Origin of the sequence: Collinsella aerofaciens (assembly GCF_039758965.1) — a bacterium.
GTDB classification, from domain to species: domain Bacteria; phylum Actinomycetota; class Coriobacteriia; order Coriobacteriales; family Coriobacteriaceae; genus Collinsella; species Collinsella aerofaciens_BR.
Map to the genome: position 1 here is coordinate 13,033 of NZ_JBDMSL010000022.1, position 18,272 is coordinate 31,304.

Genomic DNA, 18,272 nt, shown 5'->3' on the forward strand with positions numbered 1-18,272 from the left:
TTATGGGCGCCATCGACTCCTTGTGATTCGATGGCGCTTGCTGTGCCGAAGTGACGTATGCAGTCGAATTGGACATATACTTAATCCTTGCGTCCGAATGCGAGGGAAAGGATATGTCATGGCAAAGGCTGTAAAGACGCCAAAAACCAATGCGATGCGCGAGCTGGAAAGCGCCGGCATTTCCTATGTTCTACATACGTACGAAGACGATGGTGATGAGTCGGTGGGCCTGGGGGTTGCGATTTCGGAGCAGCTTGGCGAGGAGCCCGGTCAAGGATTTAAGACTTTGGTCTGCGTGACACCGTCCAACGACTATGTCGTGTGCTGCATCCCTGTTGCCGACGAGCTCGATCTAAAGTCCGCCGCGCGTGCCGCGGGGGAGAAGTCCTTGGCCATGATGCATGTGAAGGATTTGCTTGCGGCGACTGGCTACGTTCGTGGCGGCTGCAGCCCGGTCGGTATGAAAAAACGCTACCGGACGCTCATTGATGAGACATGCGTCCTTTGGGATACCATTTTTATTTCGGGAGGCAAGCGTGGTTATCAGCTCGAGCTTGCACCCGATGATTTAATTGCATTTTGCGGGGCGACGGTTGCCGCGATTACGAGAGAGGACTGAGCGATGCCGCAGGAAGAATTGAAGTGCGGAGCTCATTTTGCAAAAGAATCTGCGCCTCAGACGCCCTCATCCGAAGCTTCTTCGTCTCGAGATGACACTGACGACATGGGCTCGTCGGACTACTCCACGGTTGGTCGTTCCGCCGGGCTTATGACCATCCTGACCATCGTGTCTCGCGTTACCGGTTTTATCCGAACGTGGGCAATGGCGGCCGCTATTGGCATGTCGCTACTCTCGTCCTCCTATCAGGTCGCCAACAACCTGCCCAATATGCTCTACGAACTCGTGATGGGCGGCATGCTCGTGACGGCGTTTTTGCCCGTGTACATGGGCGTGAGGCGTGAGCAGGGTCGCGAGGCATCGAACGAGTATGTCGGTAACCTGCTCGGTATTCTGCTTCTGCTGCTGGGTGGCATCTCGGTGCTGGGTACCGTGTTTGCTCCCGGCTTTATTTGGACGCAGTCGTTCCTTTCGGGCGATGGCGGCAGCATGGATTCCGCTGCGTTCATGTTCCGCTTCTTTGCTATCCAAATTCTGTTTTATGGCTTGGGTTCGGTGTTCTCGGGCGTTCTCAACGCACACCGCGACTACTTCTGGTCGACGTTTGCTCCGGTTCTCAACAATGTCATCGTCATCGCCAGCTTTATGGGCTTTGCTCCCGTGTCTGCACAATTTGGCGAGCAGGCCGGTATTATCTTGATCGCAGCTGGTACGACCCTCGGCGTCTTTGTCCAGATGGCCTGCCAGATTCCCGCGCTTGGCAAGCATGGCGTGCATCCTCATATCCATATCGACTTTAAGGACCCCGCACTGCGACAGACGATCGCGCTTGGTATCCCGACGCTGCTCGCCACGGTGTGCATGTTTGTCTCGACCTCTATTACCAATGCCGCCGCGCTGGTGGTGCAGCCCGAGACCGGCCCTTCCGTCATCGCATATGCGCGCCTGTGGTACACATTGCCCTATGCGCTGATCGCCGCCTCGCTTTCGACGGCACTCTATACCGAACTCTCTCACGATGCGCAGGAGAAGGATTACGACAGCGTCCGTACGGGCATTTCGCGCGGTGTTGCCCAGATGCTCTTCTTTCTGATTCCGTTTGCGCTGTATCTGATCGTCTTCGCGCGTCCGCTCAACATGATTTACTGCGCCGGCAAGTTCGATGAATCCGGTGTGGCGCTGGTGTCGGAGTTCCTTATCTATCTGGCACTTTCCCTGCCGCTCTACGGCGTGGTCGTGCTGATGCAGAAGAGCTTCTCGGCCCTGCTCGATATGAAACCTTATAGCCGCTATTGCCTGTACTCAGCTATCGGTCAGGCCGGTTCGGTGCTGCTGTTTGGCGTGGTGCTGGGCTACGGTATGCCGGCAATTGCGCTTTCGTACGTCGTTGACTACGTGGTCTTGGTCGGATGCTCACTGTGGTGGCTGCGCCGTCGTCTGCATGGCCTTCAGGTCAAGTCTATCCTGCATGGCGGTTTCTTCGGCCTACTGTTCGGTGGCTTGGGCGCTGCCGCGGGCGCCGGCGTTATGTGGGCACTTGAGCACTTTGTCGGAGCGCTTGGCAGCTCGATCCTCATTACCCTGGGCTACGTTTGTGTTGCAGGCGTTGTCTCGCTCGCTGTGACTTTTGGCCTTGCCTTCGTCTTTAAGATGCCCGAGGTCTCGGCGCTGCTTCGTCGCAAGTAGGTGCGCGTGGCAGGTCACGACAACATTCCAACACTTGCCGAACAGGTTTCGCGCGTTCCCACGCAACCCGGCTGCTACCTTTGGAAAGATGCCAAGGGCGATGTCATCTATGTGGGCAAGGCAAAAAACTTGCGTGCCCGTATGCGTCAATACGTGACGCTGCAGGATGAGCGCCAAAAAATACCGCTCATGATGCAATTGGTTGCGAGCTTTGACTACATCGTTGTCGAAACCGAGCATGAGGCGCTTGTACTCGAGCGCAACCTGATTGGCCAGTACCATCCGTACTTTAACGTCGATCTCAAAGACGATAAAAGCTATCCCTTTATCGCCATCACTAAAAGCGATCTATTTCCCGCTATTAAATACACGCGCGAGCGCCATAAGCCCGGCACGCGCTATTTTGGCCCCTATACCGATAGCCGTGCGGCGCGTGAGACCATCGATACGCTACGCAAGGTTATTCCTATTTGCTCGGCATCCTGTGCTGAATGGCGCCGCTGCCGCCGCATCGTCGAATCTCATAAGGGCGAAGAAGACATCGTCAATATGATTTGCGCGCAAAACGGGCGTCCCTGCTTTGACTACCATGTCGGGCGCGGGCCGGGCGCATGCGTCGGCGCGATTTCCCCTGCCGACTATGCCAAGAACGTCAAGCGTGTCGAACGCTTCTTGTCGGGCCATCGCAAGGATGTCGTCGACGAGCTTACGTCCGAGATGACGGAGGCAGCCGAGACGCTCGATTTTGAGCGTGCGGCGCGCGTCAAGCGTCGCCTGGAAGTCATTAGGGGCCTGGACGATCGCCAACAGGTCGTTTTTCCATCAAGCGTCGATATCGACGTCATCGGCTTCTATCGCGAAGAGACTATCTCTGCCGCGTGTGTCTTTGTCGTTCGCGAGGGCCGAACGGTTCGAACTTGCGAGTTCATCCTCGATAAAGGCCTGGATGTCGACGAGGAAGAGCTTCAATCGGGCTTTCTTAAGCGCTATTACGACGAGACGGCTGATATTCCAGCCGAGATCAATCTTTCTGTCGAGCTTGAGGATGCCGAAGCGTTGGGGGAGTGGCTTGCAGGCAAGCGCGAACGCTCTTGCCATCTCCATAGGCCGCAGCGCGGCGAAAAGCACCGCCTGCTCGATATGGCTTCCAAAAATGCGCGCCATGCCCTCATGCGCTACATGATGCGCACGGGGTACGCTGACGACCGCACCAATCAAGCGCTCCTGGAGCTCGAAAGCGCGCTGGCGCTGCCGGCGCCGCCGATGCGTATCGAGTGCTTCGATATCTCGACGCTGCACGGAACCTTTACCGTCGCCTCGATGGTGGTGTTTACCAACGGGCGCGCTGACAAGAGCCAGTACCGTCGTTTTAAAATTCAGGCCGAATTGGACGAGGCAAACGACTTCGTGTCGATGTCCGAGGTTTTGGGACGACGCTATGCTCCCGAGCGCATGACCGACGAGCGCTTTGGCTCGCGCCCCGATTTGCTCGTTGTCGATGGAGGTAAGCCGCAATTGACCGCTGCGATCAAGCAACTTGAGGCTCTTGGGCTCGATATACCAGTTTGTGGCTTGGCAAAGGCCGATGAGGAAGTTTTTGTGCCTTGGGACGAGACTCCCGTCGTGCTTCCGACCGGGTCCGCGTCGCTCTATCTAATTAAACAGGTGCGCGATGAATCGCACCGTTTTGCAATCACATTCCATCGTGAGTTGCGTGATAAAGCCATGACGGTTTCGGTACTCGATGACGTTCCAGGCGTGGGACCCACCAGAAAACGTGCCCTTATGCGCCATTTTGGCTCGATGAAGCGTTTGCGCGCGGCGAGCGAGCAAGAGATCGCGGAAGTTCGCGGCATACCCGCCGATGTTGCCAAGGCGGTCCATGAGGCGCTCGTTGCGTGGAATGCCGAGCGCGCCGAGGCGGCGGCTGGCCATTCCGATAGCTAAACACGAGCCTAAACTACTGATATACATGATTGCGTGATTTTCAACCATTTATTTCGCCATGATTGCCTGCTGGTTTCGGGTTTTATTAACGCTAAAACGTTTGACTAGTCATGGTGAACAACCCTGCTATCCTGCGGGTTGACGAAGACTGATATCTCACCTCGTCGATACATACTGTCTGGCGAATCGTTTGTCAATGAATTCGGTGAACGGTAGTAAATACCGTTCAAGCGTATGTATGTATCGGTCGCCGAGCGCGGCACCTCAGTTGGGTCCGTCGGTAGGTAAGGTATATATCGTCCGCAAGTTGCGCGGGGGCAAGTCTAGGTGCTCCCGGGTAAGATTCTCTATTGATAGGAGAAGACATGGCCATCATCAACAAGGGTATGTCCAGGCGTTCGTTCCTCGGCCTCACCGGCAGCGTCGCTGCTGTCGCAGGGCTTGGTCTCACCGGCTGCGGTGGCAGCTCTAGCGACGAGGGTTCCGCTTCCGGTTCCACCGATTCCGCCAACCGTGGCGGCGGCGTGATCACCGCTGGTTCCGCTTACGCTCCGTCCAGCTTCGACCCCGCCAGCACCGGCTCCGCTGTGGGCCTGGGTGCTAACTGGCACGTTATCGAGGGCCTCTACGGCATCGATTACCACGACTACAGCACCTTCAACGAGCTCGCCACCGACGATCCCAAGTCCGTGGACGACACTACCTTCGAGGTCACCATCCGCAAGGGCGCCAAGTTCTCCGATGGCACCGAGGTCACTGCTGACGACGTCGTTGCCTCCTACACCGCTTGTGCTGCTTCCGCTACCTATGCTCCGTTCTTCCAGCCCTTCGAGTCCATCGAGGCCAAGGACGCCAGCACTGTAACGGTCAAGACCAAGGTCCCCAACTTCTCCCTGCTCAAGGATCGTCTGGCCATCATCCGCGTTACCCCGGCTACCCAGGCCGAGGAGGAGCGCGCCAAGCAGCCGATCGGCTCCGGCCCCTGGATGTACGACTCTATCTCCGATACCGAGATCACTCTGGTTCCCAACCCCGAGTACAACGGTGAGTATGCTGCCGAGGATAAGAAGATTCAGTACAGCATCCTGACCGACCCCACCGCTCGCGTTACCGCTCAGCAGGAGGGCTCCACGCTCGTTATGGAGCTCGTCACCGCTGACGCCGTCGACCAGCTCGAGAGCGCTGGCTGCAAGATCGATAACGTTCAGGGTTTCGGCACCCGCTTCATCATGTTCAACGTCGCCAAGGAGCCTTGGAACAACGTCAAGGTCCGTCAGGCCGTCATGTACGCGCTCGACACCGAGAAGATGATCACCAACACCTTCGCCGGCCTTGCCACCGCTGCCAGCTGCTACCTGCCCAAGAGCTTCACCAACTATCATGAGGCTTCCACGGTGTACAAGACTGACACCAAGAAGGCCAAGAAGCTCATCGAAGAGTCTGGCATCACCCCGGGCGCCATCACCCTGCGCACCACCGACAACGAGCAGATCAAGGGCATGGCCGCCCAGGTCAAGAACGACCTCGACGCTCTCGGCTTCGATGTGACCATCCAGACCGATACCTCGCCGGCCACCTACGCTGCCATCGACGGCGGCGAGGCCTACGATATCCTCCTTGCCCCTGGCGATCCGTCCTGCTTCGGCGCCGACCCCGACCTGCTGCTCAACTGGTGGTACGGTGACAACGTCTGGATGCAGACCCGTTGCCCGTGGAAGGATTCCGCTGAGTGGGGGAAGCTCCACGGTCTCATGGACGAGGCTCTTGCCGCCGAGGGCGACGAGCAGCAGAAGAAGTGGAACGAGTGCTTCGACATCATCGCTGACAACGCCGTTCTGTACCCCGTTGTCCACGTCAAGACCGTCTCCGCTTTCTGGGACGATCCGTCCACTGCGCCCAACGGCGAGGCCCTCGATGGCTTCAAGGGCATCGGCACGACGAGCATGTCCTTCAGGGGCGTTGCGACCGTCAAGGCGTAAGACTCGCTTGAGTCTGTATGCAGGATGTCGGTCGTTGGGACCGTATCCTCATAGTTGAAACAAAGACCCGGGCGGCAACGATGTCGCTCGGGTCTTGTAATGAGTATCCGTACTCATATACCAGTTGGTCCTACCGACAAAAGAAAGGGGAGAGAACGTGAACAACTTGCTACGTTTGATTGGAAGGCGTCTTGTGGCGCTGCCGATCATGGCATTGGGCGTCACCGTCCTGGTGTTCTTCCTTATGTCGTTCTCCAAGACCGACCCCGCCTACACGGCGTTGGGTGACGGTGCCTCGCCCGAGGCGGTTGCCGAGTACCATGAGAAGTATGGTCTGGACGACCCCTGGCCCGTGCGCTACGTGCGCTATATGGGCGATTTGATCCATGGCGACATGGGCACCTATGGTGCTGCTCGCAACTCTGTTGCCAAGCGCATCTCCACGGCCCTGCCCGTCACGATGCAGCTGACCTTTATCGGTCTTGCCATCGGTGCGGTCGTTTCGTTTTTGCTCGGCGTCATCGCGGCACTGTATCGCGACAAATGGCCGGACCAAGTGATCCGCGTCTTTTCCATCGCCGGCTTGGCAACCCCGTCGTTCTGGCTTGCCGTTCTGTTGATCCTGCTGTTCTCTTCCTACCTTAAGGTGCTCCCGGCATCGGGTGCCCTGCCTCACTTCACTACGAATCCGGTTGGCTATCTGGGACGTATGATCATGCCTGCTATCGCCTTGGCATTTCCGCTGACGGGCCAGATGACTCGTATCGTGCGTACCGCCATGGTCGAGGAGCTCGACAAGGACTATGTCCGTATGGCTCGCGGCGCCGGCGTTCCCGAGAAGGTCGTCGTCGGTATCAACGTTCTTCGCAATGCGCTGATCACCCCGGTCACCACCCTCGGTCTTAAGATCGGTTACCTCATGGGCGGCGCCGTCGTCATCGAGGTTATCTTCAACCTCCCCGGCATGGGCACCGCGATTCTGCAGGGCGTTCAGGGCAACGAGGCGAACCTGGTTCAGGGCGTCGTTATCGTCGTTGCTCTTGCCTTCATCATCATCAACATCGTGGTTGACATGCTCTACCTGCTCATCAACCCGCGCATCAGGACGGTGTAGATTATGGTAAAGATTCGAGAGAAGCAAACCGAGCAGCTCGAGAAGGCTGCCTCCAAGGGGCTCAAGCTCGGTGGCTGGAAGAAGATGACGCTGTCATCTAAGATTGCCGCCGTCGTGCTGGTGCTGGTCGCCCTGACTGCGATTCTGGCGCCCCTTCTTGCCCCTTATAGCCCGGTCGAGATCTTTACGGCTCGCCAGGCTCCCGGCAACGGATTTATCTTCGGTACCGACGATAAGGGTCGCGACATCCTGTCGCGCATGCTCTACGGTGGTCGTTACTCGCTGATTATCGGCTTTGGCGCCACTGCCATGGCTCTGGTCTGCGGCTCGGTCGTGGGCGCCCTTGCGGCGGTTTCGCGCAAGGCCGTCTCCGAGACGATCATGCGTATCTTGGACATCATCATGTCCATCCCGGGCATCGCTCTCGCGGCCGTCTTCGTCTCCATCCTGGGCAACTCCGTGCCGTCGATCATCTTCGCCATCGGCTTTATGTACACTCCGCAGATCGCCCGTATCGTGCGCGCCAACATCGTGTCCGAGTACGGCGAGGACTATGTCCGCGCGGTCATCGTTTCCGGCGCCAAGGCTCCGTGGATTTTGATCAAGCATGTTCTGCGTAACTGCATCGCCCCGATCATGGTCTTCACCGTTACCCTGGTCGCCGACGCTATCATCTTCGAGGCCTCGCTGACCTTCATCGGCGCCGGTATCCAGGAGCCCACCGCCACGTGGGGCAACATTCTTGCCGACGCCCGCGGCGGCGTGCTTGCCGGCCGTTGGTGGCAGGCACTGTTCCCGGGCCTGGCCATTATGATCACCTGCCTGGCGCTCAACATCCTCTCCGAGGGTATTACCGACGCCATGGCTGCTGCTCCCTCCGCCGCCCTGGATCCGACCGATTCCTCCAAGCGTCGCGAGGCCGACCTGCTGGTCTCCGACCCCGTTCGCGCCTACAAGGAGCAGGCCCAGTCCCTCTCCGCTCGCCTTGGCGCCCTGCGCGATGTCGAGCTCAAGCGTGACGATCGCCATGTGCCCGACGAGTCTGTCGAGCCGATTCTCTCGGTCCGTGACTTCTGCATCCAGTTTGAGCATCACGGTGATATCAACGTCGTCGACCATGTCAACTTTGACGTCCGTCCTGGTCAGACCATGGGCCTGGTGGGCGAGTCCGGTTGCGGTAAGTCCATCACCACGCTGGCCATCATGGGCCTGACCGACGATGACGAGCATCTTTCCGGCGAGGTCCTTTGGGAGGGCCGCGACCTGCTCAAGATGAGCAAGAAGGAGTGGTTCGGCCTGCGCGGTACCGATATCGCTATGGTCTATCAGGACGCCCTGTCCTCGCTCAACCCCTCTATGCTCATCTCTGCCCAGATGAAGCAGCTCACCAAGCGCGGCGGCACCCGCAGCGCCGAGGAGCTCCTGGAGCTCGTCGGTCTCGATCCCAAGCGCACGCTCGAGAGCTATCCGCACGAGCTTTCCGGTGGTCAGCGTCAGCGCGTCCTGATCGCTATGGCCCTTACCCGCGACCCCAAGCTGGTTATTTGCGATGAGCCTACGACCGCTCTGGACGTTACCGTCCAGAAGCAAGTCATCAAGCTGCTCAACGATCTTCAGGCCAAGCTCGGCTTTGCTATGATCTTCGTTTCGCATGACCTGGCGCTGGTCGCCGAGGTCGCTCATAACATCACGGTTATGTACGCCGGTCAGGTTATCGAGCAGGCGCCCACCAAGGAGCTGCTCACTAACCCGATCCACGAGTACACCCGCGGTCTTCTGGGCTCCGTTCTGTCCATCGAGAGCGGCTCGGGCCGTCTGCACCAGGTCCCCGGCGCCGTTCCCAGCCCGCGCGATTTCCCCAAGGGCGATCGCTTCGCGCCCCGCTCGAGCCATCCGCGTATTGGCCTGGACACCCGTCCGGTCTTCAAGCGCGTGCCCGGCACCGAGCACTTCTATTCCGAGCTCCCCGACGAGGTGCTCAAGGCAAATGGTTTGACCCCTCACGCGGAGGTGATGTAGATGAGCGAGACCGCAGTCAACGGCGTCGAGCCGATCATCTTCCTTGATGACGTCCACGTCACCTTTAGGACCCGTACCGGCTCGATTCTGCACCCCAACCTGGTTCACGCCGTCCAGGGTGTAACGATTAAGCTCATGCCCGGTCAGACGATCGGCATCGTCGGCGAGTCCGGTTGCGGTAAGTCCACCACCGCCAACGTCATGTGCGGCCTGCAGGCCCCCACGAGCGGCAAGGTCTACTTTAAGGGCAAGGACGTTACCAAACGTACCGCCGAGGACCGTCGCCACATGGGTCGCGTCATCTCGGTCGTGTTCCAGAACCCGGCCACGGCGCTCAATCCCCGCATGGTCGTTCGCGAGCAACTGCTCGACCCCATGCGCGTCCACAACCTGGGTACCGAGGTCGAGCAGGAGAAGCGCGTCAAGGAGCTCTTGGAGCTCACCGGCCTGCCCAGCTCCGCCGCCGAGGTTCTTCCCGGCCAGCTTTCGGGTGGTCAGCGCCAGCGCGTGGCTATCGCGCGTGCCCTGTCGCTGAACCCCGATGCCATCATCGCCGACGAGCCCACCTCGGCTCTGGACGTTTCGGTCCGCGCGCAGATTCTGAACCTGCTGACCGACCTTAAGAAGGAGCTCGGCCTGGCCATGGTGTTTATCAGCCATGACATCCAGACGGTCCGCTATATCTCTGACGACATCATCGTTATGAATGGCGGCAGGATCGTCGAGCAGGGCGAGGCCAAACAGGTCTTCCAGCACCCCCAGGACCCCTACACCAAGATGCTGCTCGGCGCTGCGCCGTCGCTGCTGCATCCCAAGCTCGGCGAGTAGCCTCGCTTTCCCTCCCGTGCGCCCGGTTCCCTTGCCGGGCGCACCTCCGTTGCGATTTCGAAAGGTTGGGTTCACGAGCCATGCCAAGTGCTCAGGAGCTACAACATCAATTTGGTGAATACCGAGGCGCCATGCCCCGTCCATCAGATTTCGATCTCTTTTGGAAGGATCGCATGGCTGAGGCCGACGCCGTCGGGCTTGACTATGCGATCGAGACGGCATCGGTCGCCGATGCCGCGACCTGCCAGCTTTTCGACCTCTGGTATACCGGCATGTGTGGCGCGCGCCTGCATGCCAAATACCTTAAACCTGTCTCGGACGAGCCCGTGCCATTGGTACTTCAGTTCCATGGGTATCCGGGTGCAAGCCGCAGCTGGTTTGAGCAGGCGTCGTTTGCGGGCATGGGCATGGCACTCATCGCCCTCGACTGCCCCGGCCAAGGAGGTCCCTCCGAGGACATTGGTGGATTTGAGGGCACAACGGTTGCCGGTCATATCGTCGCCGGTATCGACGGCGACCCGGCCAACCTCTACTATGTCCGCTTGCATCAAGATATTCGCATCCTGTGCCGCATCGTTCGCGAGCTCGAGGGCATCGATCTTGCGCGTGTGTTTGTGAACGGCGCGTCGCAGGGCGGCGGTTTGGGCATTGCGACCTGTGCGCTTAACAGCGAGCTTATCAATCGTGCCGCCATCCTCTATCCCTTCCTGTCAGATTTCCGCCTGGTCTGGGATTTGGATGCCGACGACATTGCCTACGAGGGCCTGCGCTATTGGTCTCGCTGGTTTGACGAGGACTCGACTCGTATTGACGAAGCCTATGCCAAGCTGGCGTACTTCGATTCCAAGAACTTTGCCCCTATGGTCAAATGCCCCGTGCTGTTTGGCACGGGCACAGCCGATATCGTCTGTCCGCCAGCGACGCAGTTTGCGGTCTATAACAACCTGACCTGCGAAAAGCGTCATGAGTTCTTTGAAGGCTTTGGCCACGAGGAGATTCAGGATTTTGACGATTTGATCATTCCGTTTTTCTGCAAGGGAGGGGAGGCTCATGTCTAAGTGCGAGAGCAATGTTGACGAGCTTATTGTCCCCGGGCTCGTGGGAATTCCTGGAACGGTTTCGTCAAGGCTCGCAGAATATCGGGACTGGCGCGGTGATGTCCAAGCAGATGTTTCTGATTTAGAGGCATGCGCTTCGAATCTTGAGATTCAAGGCCTGGCCATTACGGCGATTGACTTTGTTAACCTCTGCGCCCGTTACTCGGAGGTCTCCTTTGAGCTCGGTGACGATGCGATTCACGCTCGTTTGATCGAGCCTGTCGGTCGTGCCCGAGTATCTGAGCGCGTGCCGTTGTGCCTGATGTTCCACGACATCGATCGGCCTGTGCGCGGCTGGCATCACATGACGAGATTTGCCGCCATGGGGTATGCCGTCCTCGCGCTGGATGACGATGTTGCTGGTGCGGACGACCTGCAGCGGGGGATTTCTTCGCCCGCTTTTGTCGAGCGCGTCCGTTGGGGTTGCGCGCTGGCGAAGGTGGCGCGCAATCTTGATGGCATGGACCCCGACCGCATCTTTGCATGGGGCGAGGGTCTTGGCGGCGGAGTCGCGCTGGCGGTTTCTGCTCTGGACGAGCGGGGCCTCGCCTGCACGGCGGTTGCCAATCCGCTTCCTGGCGGCCTCGAGGCGCTGTCGCCTCGGGTGCGCGGATCGGTGCTCATGGGCACATCGCTTATGGATACCGTGAGCGATCCCAAGGATCAGTTTGCCGTATTCAACGGTCTTGAGTGTGACCGGAGGCATATCATCTATGCAAAATACGCTCACGAGCGCATCAATGCGTTCGAAAACGAAGTCGTCGACTTCTTTAACCAAACGTTCTACCCGTGTTCTTTGGCCTAGACGGCCTGGACACTGCCAACAAGAGTGGGCGGCATAGGGCTGCCCGCCAGACAACTAAGGAGATTCTTGTGGCAACTCAGAAATTCACCGGCGTTATCCCTCCCGTCGTTGTTCCCGATACCGAAGACCACCAGCTCGATGTTGCCTCCTTTGAGCGCAGCATCAACCGCATGATCGATGCCGGCGTCGATGGCCTGTTCTTCCTGGGCTCCTCGGGCGAGGTCGTCTTCTCCACCGACGAGCGCCGTCGCCAGATTATCGCCGAGGCCGTTCGTATCGTCGACCACCGTGTTCCCGTTCTGGTCGGCATCATCGACACCGAGACCGAGCGCATGATCGAGCACGGCAAGGTCGCTCAGGAGCTGGGCGCCGATGCGCTTGTCGCCACCTGCCCGTTCTATGCCCTGCAGGGCATGACCGAGGTTGAGGAGCACTTCCGCATCCTGCACGAGGAGCTCGACCTGCCCATCTTCGCCTACGACATCCCCGTGTGTGTCCACACCAAGCTCCCTTGGAAGCTCCTTGCCAAGCTCGGCGCCGAGGGCGTTCTGGCCGGCGTCAAGGATTCCTCGGGTGATGACATCTCGTTCCGCTACCTCGTTCAGGAGAACGAGAAGAACGGCCATCCGATGAGCATTCTCACCGGTCACGAGGTTGTTGTCGACGGCGCCTACCTCGGTGGCGCCGACGGTTCCGTCCCGGGTCTCGCCAACGTTGAGCCCGAGGGCTACGTGCGTCAGTGGAAGGCCGCTCAGGCTGGTGACTGGGCTACCGTCAAGGCCGAGCAGGATCGCCTCAATGAGATTTCGCACATCTGGGATGTCACCTCGGGCGTCCAGGGCTATGCCGGTGGCGTCGGCGCCTTCAAGACCGCTATGAACCTCATGGGCATCTTCGACAGCCCGACCATGCCACGCCCGGTGAAGGCCATGACCGGCGAGAACGTCGAGGCTATTAAGAAGGTCCTCCAGGACAACGGTCTCCTGTAAAGCTTCCCCGGGCACCCGATCTTGGGGCTCAAGTGGTCGGGCGTGACCCATTAGGTCAACGCCCGACCACTTTCACCCCAACCTCGGGCACCTGGAAAACCTTTACCGCGCTGTGACGGCTAGCCTGACGGCGCATTTCCTGTAGTTGTTTTTATCTCCTAAGGAGAGCGACATGGAGAACAAGTACATTTGCTCCGTTGATATCGGCGGCACCAAGATTGCGACTGCCATTATGGAGTACCCGGCTGACGGTAGCGTGCCTCATCCCGTTTTTGAGGCCGAGGTTCCCACCGAGGCCCAAGAGGGCGGCGAGGCCGTCTTCCAGCGTATCGAGGCGTCCATCAAGGCTGCTCTCGAGGCGAATCCCGATGTCGAGGTCCTTGGCGTCGGTATCGGTGCCGCCGGCGTTGTCGATCCCAAGACGGGCGCCATCGCGTATGCCAACGAGATCATGCCCGGCTGGTCCGGCGTCCAGTTGGGGCCGCGTCTGCGCGAGGACCTCGGTCTTCCCGTTGCCGTTGTAGGCGACGTGCAGGCTCATGCTCTGGGCGAGGCCCACTGGGGCGTCGGCAAGGGCAAGTTCTCCGTCTTGTGTCTTGGCATCGGTACGGGCATCGGCGGCGCATATGTCGAGAACGGCCGCGTGATGCAAGGCTTCCATGGTGCTGCCGGCCATATGGGCCACATCGAGTGCTCGGCTGCCGCCGGCATTCCCTGCGCCTGCGGGCGTTCCGGCCATCTGGAGTCGGTTGCTTCGGGCACTTCCATTGGTCGAATGTACGATGAGCGCTTTGGTCGCGTCGACCCCAGCCGTCCTTCGGTCGGTCGCGATGTGAACGACCTGTGCCGTGCGGGCGACGCAAAGGCGACCGAGGTCATCCATGACGCCGGCTTTGCGCTGGGTGCCAGCTTGGGCTCGCTCGCTAACATCCTGGACCCTGAGGTCATCGTGCTTTCGGGTGGCGTGATTCACCAAGGTCCCGATTGGCGTTCACAGACGTGGAAGGATTCGGTACACGAGGGCTATGCCAGCCAGGCGCTCGATCCGCTTCAGGACACGCCGATCCTCATCGGTTCTCTGGAGGGCGATGCTCCGCTCATCGGTGCCGCTGAGCATCTTCTTGCCTCGTTGAAGTAAACGTATCTTCTGTAGGAGCCTCCCGAGACAACACGCCTCGGGAGGCTGTTCTGAGAAAGGTTGCAGCCTTATGACCGTCGATCCTTTGATTCAATCCCTGAAGGGCAAGCTCGTCGTGAGCGTTCAGGCGTATATGGGCGAGCCGCTTCGTACGCCCGAGACCATGGCTCAAATGTCTCGCGCTTGCGAGCTCGGCGGCGCCGCCGCCATTCGCTGCCAGGGCCTTGCCGACATTGCCGCCATTAAGGGTCGCTGTGAGGTTCCCGTCATCGGCCTGTGGAAGGATGGGCACGAGGGCGTTTACATCACGCCGACGCTGCGCCACGCTCGCGCCTGCGTTGCTGCGGGTGCCGATATCGTGGCGATCGACGCCACCGATCGTCCGCGTCCCGATGGCAAGACCGTCGAGGATACTTTCCGTCCGCTGCACGAGGAGGGCGTGCTCCTGATGGCCGACTGTGCCACCATCGAGGATATTCGTCGTGCTGTCGACATGGGCTTCGACTTGGTGTCCACCACGCTGTCTCATGGTGTTGCCGCTATCGATTGCACCATGGCCGACGGTCCCGATCTGCCGCTCCTGCGTCAGGCGACCGAGGAATTCCCCGGTCTTCCCATCATCTGCGAGGGCCGCGTGCACACGCCCGAGGAGGCTCGCGCCGCGATCGATGCTGGCGCCTGGGCCGTTGTCGTCGGTACCGCCATCACGCACCCCACGAGTATTACGAGTTGGTTCAAGGCTGCGCTTGAGGCGTAAGACAGGCCTCGTATTCGCTCGGGGCGGTATACTCAATATAGGCAATTGACCGCGCGGGATCCGGGTTGCTGGGTCCCGCGCTTGTTTTTGGGAGGCAGCACATGCAAAAGGGAGATGCCATGGATGCGGCGGAGCGCTCGGAGCGCATCCCCGATATCGTCATCATCACCGGAATGTCCGGATCGGGCCGCACACAGGCCATGCACGTGTTCGAGGACATGGGCTATTTTTGCATCGATAACCTGCCTCCGCGTCTCATCGCCCAGCTTGCCGAGCTCGTCGGCATCAATACGGGCGTGGGCAGGCATCTCGCCGTCACCTGCGATTTGCGTAGCCAGGGACTGTTTGACGAGCTGCTCGATGCGGTCGCCGCGCTCGAAGAGCGCGAGATGAGCTGCGACATCGTGTTCCTGGAGGCTTCTGACGAGGTACTGATTCGTCGCTACAGCGAAAATCGCCGCCGTCATCCTATTGCCAAGCCGGGGGAGACTACGGCCGATGCCATTCAGCGCGAGCGCCTTCAGCTGCAGGGCGTGCGCGACCGAGCCGATATGATTATCGACACGAGCCGTCTGCGCACCTCTGCGCTGCGCAACAAGCTACGTATGGCATTTTCCGAGCTGTCCGACCAGCAACTCATGGACGTTCACGTGTTCTCGTTTGGCTTTAAGCACGGCATGCCCGTCGAGGCGGACATTATGATCGACGTTCGTTTCCTGCCCAATCCGTTCTACGATCCCGAGATGCGCACGATGACTGGTCTCGATAAAAAGGTCTCCGATTTTGTTCTGGACCATCCCAAGACGCAGGAGTTTTGGAAGGCTTGGACGCAGCTGCTCGATACGGTGATGCCGGGCTATATCGCGGAGGGCAAGCCGCAGCTTTCTATCGCCATCGGCTGCACGGGCGGCCAGCACCGCAGCGTTGCCATTGCCGAGGCCACGGCCCGTTACCTGGAAGGCGCTCAGTATCATGTGAGCATCTCCCACCGCGACCTGTCGCGCGCCAACACGAAGGCATAGGCCTGCATGTCGTTTACCGCTGAGGTGCGCGACGAGCTTGCGCGCTGCGAACCCGAATGTGAATACTGCGACTTGTCGACGCTTGCCGCCCTCACGCGCGTGAGCGGTACGCTCTCGCTTGCCGGCTCTGGGCGGTATCGTTTGACGGTTGCGACTGAGACGGGAGCCGTCGCGCGCACGATGATCACGCTGACGCATCGTATCCTTAAGCTCAAAACGGAGTTCACCGTCCGCAAATCTGTCTTGCATAAGGTTCGAAACTACCTCATCACCTTGCCTGATCAGCCAGACCTGGATAAGGCCTTGGTTCTGCTGGGTATCCTCGACCGTAGGGGAGGACTTGTCGCCGGCGTACCCCGACATATCGTTGCCCGTCCTTGCTGTAGACTTGCCTATATCCGCGGCGCGCTCATCGCGGGCGGCTTCGTGGCCGATCCACGCGGCGATTTTCATTTGGAGATCGCTGTGCAGGGCGAGCAATATGCCAAGGGACTTTGCGATCTGTTGGAGCAGATTGGGGTCCATGCTCGTGTTAATGCACGGCGGGGGTCATATGCCGTGTACATTAAGAGCGCCGAGGAAATCGAGCATCTATTAAAGCTGATCGGTGCCAAGCGCAGCGTTGCCGAGATTGAGGAGGCGCGCGCGGTCAAGTTGGTTAAGAACGATGTGAACCGTCGCGTGAATGCCGAGCTCGCCAACCAGACCAGAAGCGCCGGTGCTGCCCAACATCAGCTTGCGCTTATCGATGAGCTCGAGCAGCGTGGCCTTCGCGACACGCTTCCGGACGCCTTGGCAGTCTTTTGCGACCTGCGCGAGCGCTATCCCGATCTGTCACTGCGTGATTTGGGGGAGATGGCTGACCCTCCCTTGTCGAAGTCAGCCCTCTACCATCGTGTTTTACGGCTTGAAAAGCTCATTGAAGCAAACAGGTAGTTTGAAGTAACGACTTATATATGGATTTAGCTGCTATTTTAGTATTTAAAACGTTTTAACGTAAATTTGATTTTCAATTTCGAGCATTCTCGTGAAATTCAAGTCAAAAAAAAGGTATATTAGGCGAGTGGTTAGTTTGTGGGCCTCAACGGCGGGCGCTGTAGCTCGCGGGGGCCTTACGAAAGGAGACACAATGGCAGTAAAGGTTGCTATTAACGGCTTCGGTCGCATCGGTCGTCTGGCTTTCCGTCAGATGTTCGGTCATGAGGGCTCCGAGATTGTCGCTATCAACGACCTCACCTCTCCCGATATGCTCGCTTACCTGCTGAAGTACGACTCCACGCAGGGCAACTACGCTCGCGATCACGAGGTCGTTGCTGGCGAGGATTCCATCACCGTTGACGGCAAGGAGATCAAGATCTACAAGGAGGCCGACGCTAACAACCTGCCTTGGGGCGACCTTGACGTCGACGTCGTTCTCGAGTGCACCGGCTTTTACACCAGCAAGGCTAAGGCTCAGGCCCACATCAACGCTGGCGCCAAGAAGGTCGTCATCTCCGCTCCGGCCGGCAGCGATCTGCCCACCATCGTGTACAACGTCAACCATGAGACGCTGACCGCTGAGGACAACATCATCTCCGCTGCTTCCTGCACCACCAACTGCCTCGCCCCGATGGCCAAGGGTCTGAACGACTTCGCTCCCATCGTGTCCGGCATCATGACCACCATCCACGCCTTCACCGGCGACCAGATGCCGCTCGACGGCCCGCAGCGCAAGGGCAACTTCCGTCGCTCCCGCGCCTGCTCCGAGAACATCGTCCCGAACACCACGGGCGCTGCCAAGGCCATCGGCCTGGTTCTCCCCGAGCTCAACGGCAAGCTCATCGGTGCCGCCCAGCGCGTCCCGACGCCGACCGGCTCGCTGACCAACCTCTACGCCGTCGTTGACAAGAAGGTCACCGTCGACGAGGTCAACGCTGCCATGAAGGCCTACGCCGAGACCATCCCCGAGACCTTCGCCTACAACGAGGACCAGATCGTCTCCCGCGACATCGTCGGCGAGACCCACGGCTCCATCTTCGACGCCACTCAGACCATGTGCTCTGACCTCGGCAACGGCCAGACCCTCGTTCAGGTCACCTCTTGGTACGACAACGAGAACTCCTACACCTCTCAGATGGTCCGCACCATCAAGTACTTCGAGAAGTTCGTTGCTTAATTTAGCTTTTAGCGAATAGCTCGTTGAGCGTCTAAAGAAGGGCGCGGCCTTATAGGGCTTACACCCTAGGGTCGCGCCCTTTTTATAAGAAATCGTCTGCCGTAATGGGAGGCAGAC

The 18,272-nt window shown here is 59.3% G+C and carries 15 protein-coding genes; all 15 read left to right on the forward strand.

Going from position 1 to position 18,272, the window contains the following annotated elements; all coding sequences use genetic code 11:
* Positions 1-118 precede the first annotated feature (118 nt).
* The 15 genes from ybaK (at position 119) to gap (ending at position 18,155) form a co-directional block, all read left to right on the forward strand.
* Positions 119-619 carry a Cys-tRNA(Pro) deacylase gene (gene ybaK, locus ABHU32_RS07960; protein WP_006236166.1) on the forward strand — a complete coding sequence of 167 codons (501 nt, stop codon included), beginning with the start codon at positions 119-121 and terminating at the stop codon, positions 617-619.
* A 105-nt stretch (positions 620-724) separates the two neighbouring features.
* A complete protein-coding gene (gene murJ, locus ABHU32_RS07965) occupies positions 725-2,305 on the forward strand; it encodes a murein biosynthesis integral membrane protein MurJ (protein ID WP_346979576.1) in 1,581 nt (526 codons plus the stop codon).
* 6 nt (positions 2,306-2,311) lie between these two features.
* The gene (gene uvrC, locus ABHU32_RS07970; protein WP_346979577.1) at positions 2,312-4,252 is read left to right on the forward strand and encodes an excinuclease ABC subunit UvrC; all 1,941 of its coding nucleotides are present in this window, start codon (positions 2,312-2,314) and stop codon (positions 4,250-4,252) included.
* Positions 4,253-4,617: 365 nt separating this feature from the next.
* Positions 4,618-6,231, forward strand: coding sequence for an ABC transporter substrate-binding protein (locus ABHU32_RS07975; protein WP_346979578.1), 1,614 nt, complete (start codon positions 4,618-4,620; stop codon positions 6,229-6,231).
* Between the two features lie 157 nt (positions 6,232-6,388).
* Complete coding sequence (locus tag ABHU32_RS07980) at positions 6,389-7,345, forward strand: ABC transporter permease (RefSeq protein WP_035138896.1); 957 nt, start codon at positions 6,389-6,391, stop codon at positions 7,343-7,345.
* A gap of 3 nt (positions 7,346-7,348) precedes the next feature.
* Entirely contained in the window at positions 7,349-9,364 is a 2,016-nt protein-coding gene (locus ABHU32_RS07985) for a dipeptide/oligopeptide/nickel ABC transporter permease/ATP-binding protein (protein ID WP_035138893.1), read from the forward strand.
* Positions 9,365-10,192 (forward strand): ABC transporter ATP-binding protein, encoded by an 828-nt coding sequence (locus ABHU32_RS07990; RefSeq protein ID WP_346979579.1) that lies wholly within the window; start codon positions 9,365-9,367, stop codon positions 10,190-10,192.
* An 80-nt stretch (positions 10,193-10,272) separates the two neighbouring features.
* On the forward strand, positions 10,273-11,250 hold the full coding sequence (locus ABHU32_RS07995; protein WP_138339845.1) for an acetylxylan esterase: 978 nt from the start codon (positions 10,273-10,275) through the stop codon (positions 11,248-11,250).
* A complete protein-coding gene (locus ABHU32_RS08000) occupies positions 11,243-12,094 on the forward strand; it encodes an acetylxylan esterase (protein ID WP_346979580.1) in 852 nt (283 codons plus the stop codon). The genes ABHU32_RS07995 and ABHU32_RS08000 overlap by 8 nt, the downstream gene beginning before the upstream one ends.
* A 68-nt stretch (positions 12,095-12,162) precedes the next feature.
* Complete coding sequence (locus tag ABHU32_RS08005; RefSeq protein ID WP_035138887.1) at positions 12,163-13,083, forward strand: dihydrodipicolinate synthase family protein; 921 nt, start codon at positions 12,163-12,165, stop codon at positions 13,081-13,083.
* A 172-nt stretch (positions 13,084-13,255) separates the two neighbouring features.
* Positions 13,256-14,221, forward strand: coding sequence for an ROK family protein (locus ABHU32_RS08010; RefSeq protein WP_270226818.1), 966 nt, complete (start codon positions 13,256-13,258; stop codon positions 14,219-14,221).
* A gap of 70 nt (positions 14,222-14,291) precedes the next feature.
* Positions 14,292-14,978: an N-acetylmannosamine-6-phosphate 2-epimerase gene (locus tag ABHU32_RS08015; protein ID WP_022094877.1), complete on the forward strand. Its 687-nt coding sequence runs from the start codon at positions 14,292-14,294 to the stop codon at positions 14,976-14,978.
* Positions 14,979-15,079: 101 nt separating this feature from the next.
* Positions 15,080-16,000 carry an RNase adapter RapZ gene (gene rapZ, locus ABHU32_RS08020; protein WP_022094878.1) on the forward strand — a complete coding sequence of 307 codons (921 nt, stop codon included), beginning with the start codon at positions 15,080-15,082 and terminating at the stop codon, positions 15,998-16,000.
* Between the two features lie 6 nt (positions 16,001-16,006).
* Complete coding sequence (gene whiA, locus ABHU32_RS08025; protein WP_195544121.1) at positions 16,007-16,936, forward strand: DNA-binding protein WhiA; 930 nt, start codon at positions 16,007-16,009, stop codon at positions 16,934-16,936.
* A 193-nt stretch (positions 16,937-17,129) separates the two neighbouring features.
* Complete coding sequence (gene gap, locus ABHU32_RS08030; RefSeq protein WP_055286941.1) at positions 17,130-18,155, forward strand: type I glyceraldehyde-3-phosphate dehydrogenase; 1,026 nt, start codon at positions 17,130-17,132, stop codon at positions 18,153-18,155.
* The last annotated feature ends 117 nt before the right edge of the window (positions 18,156-18,272 follow it).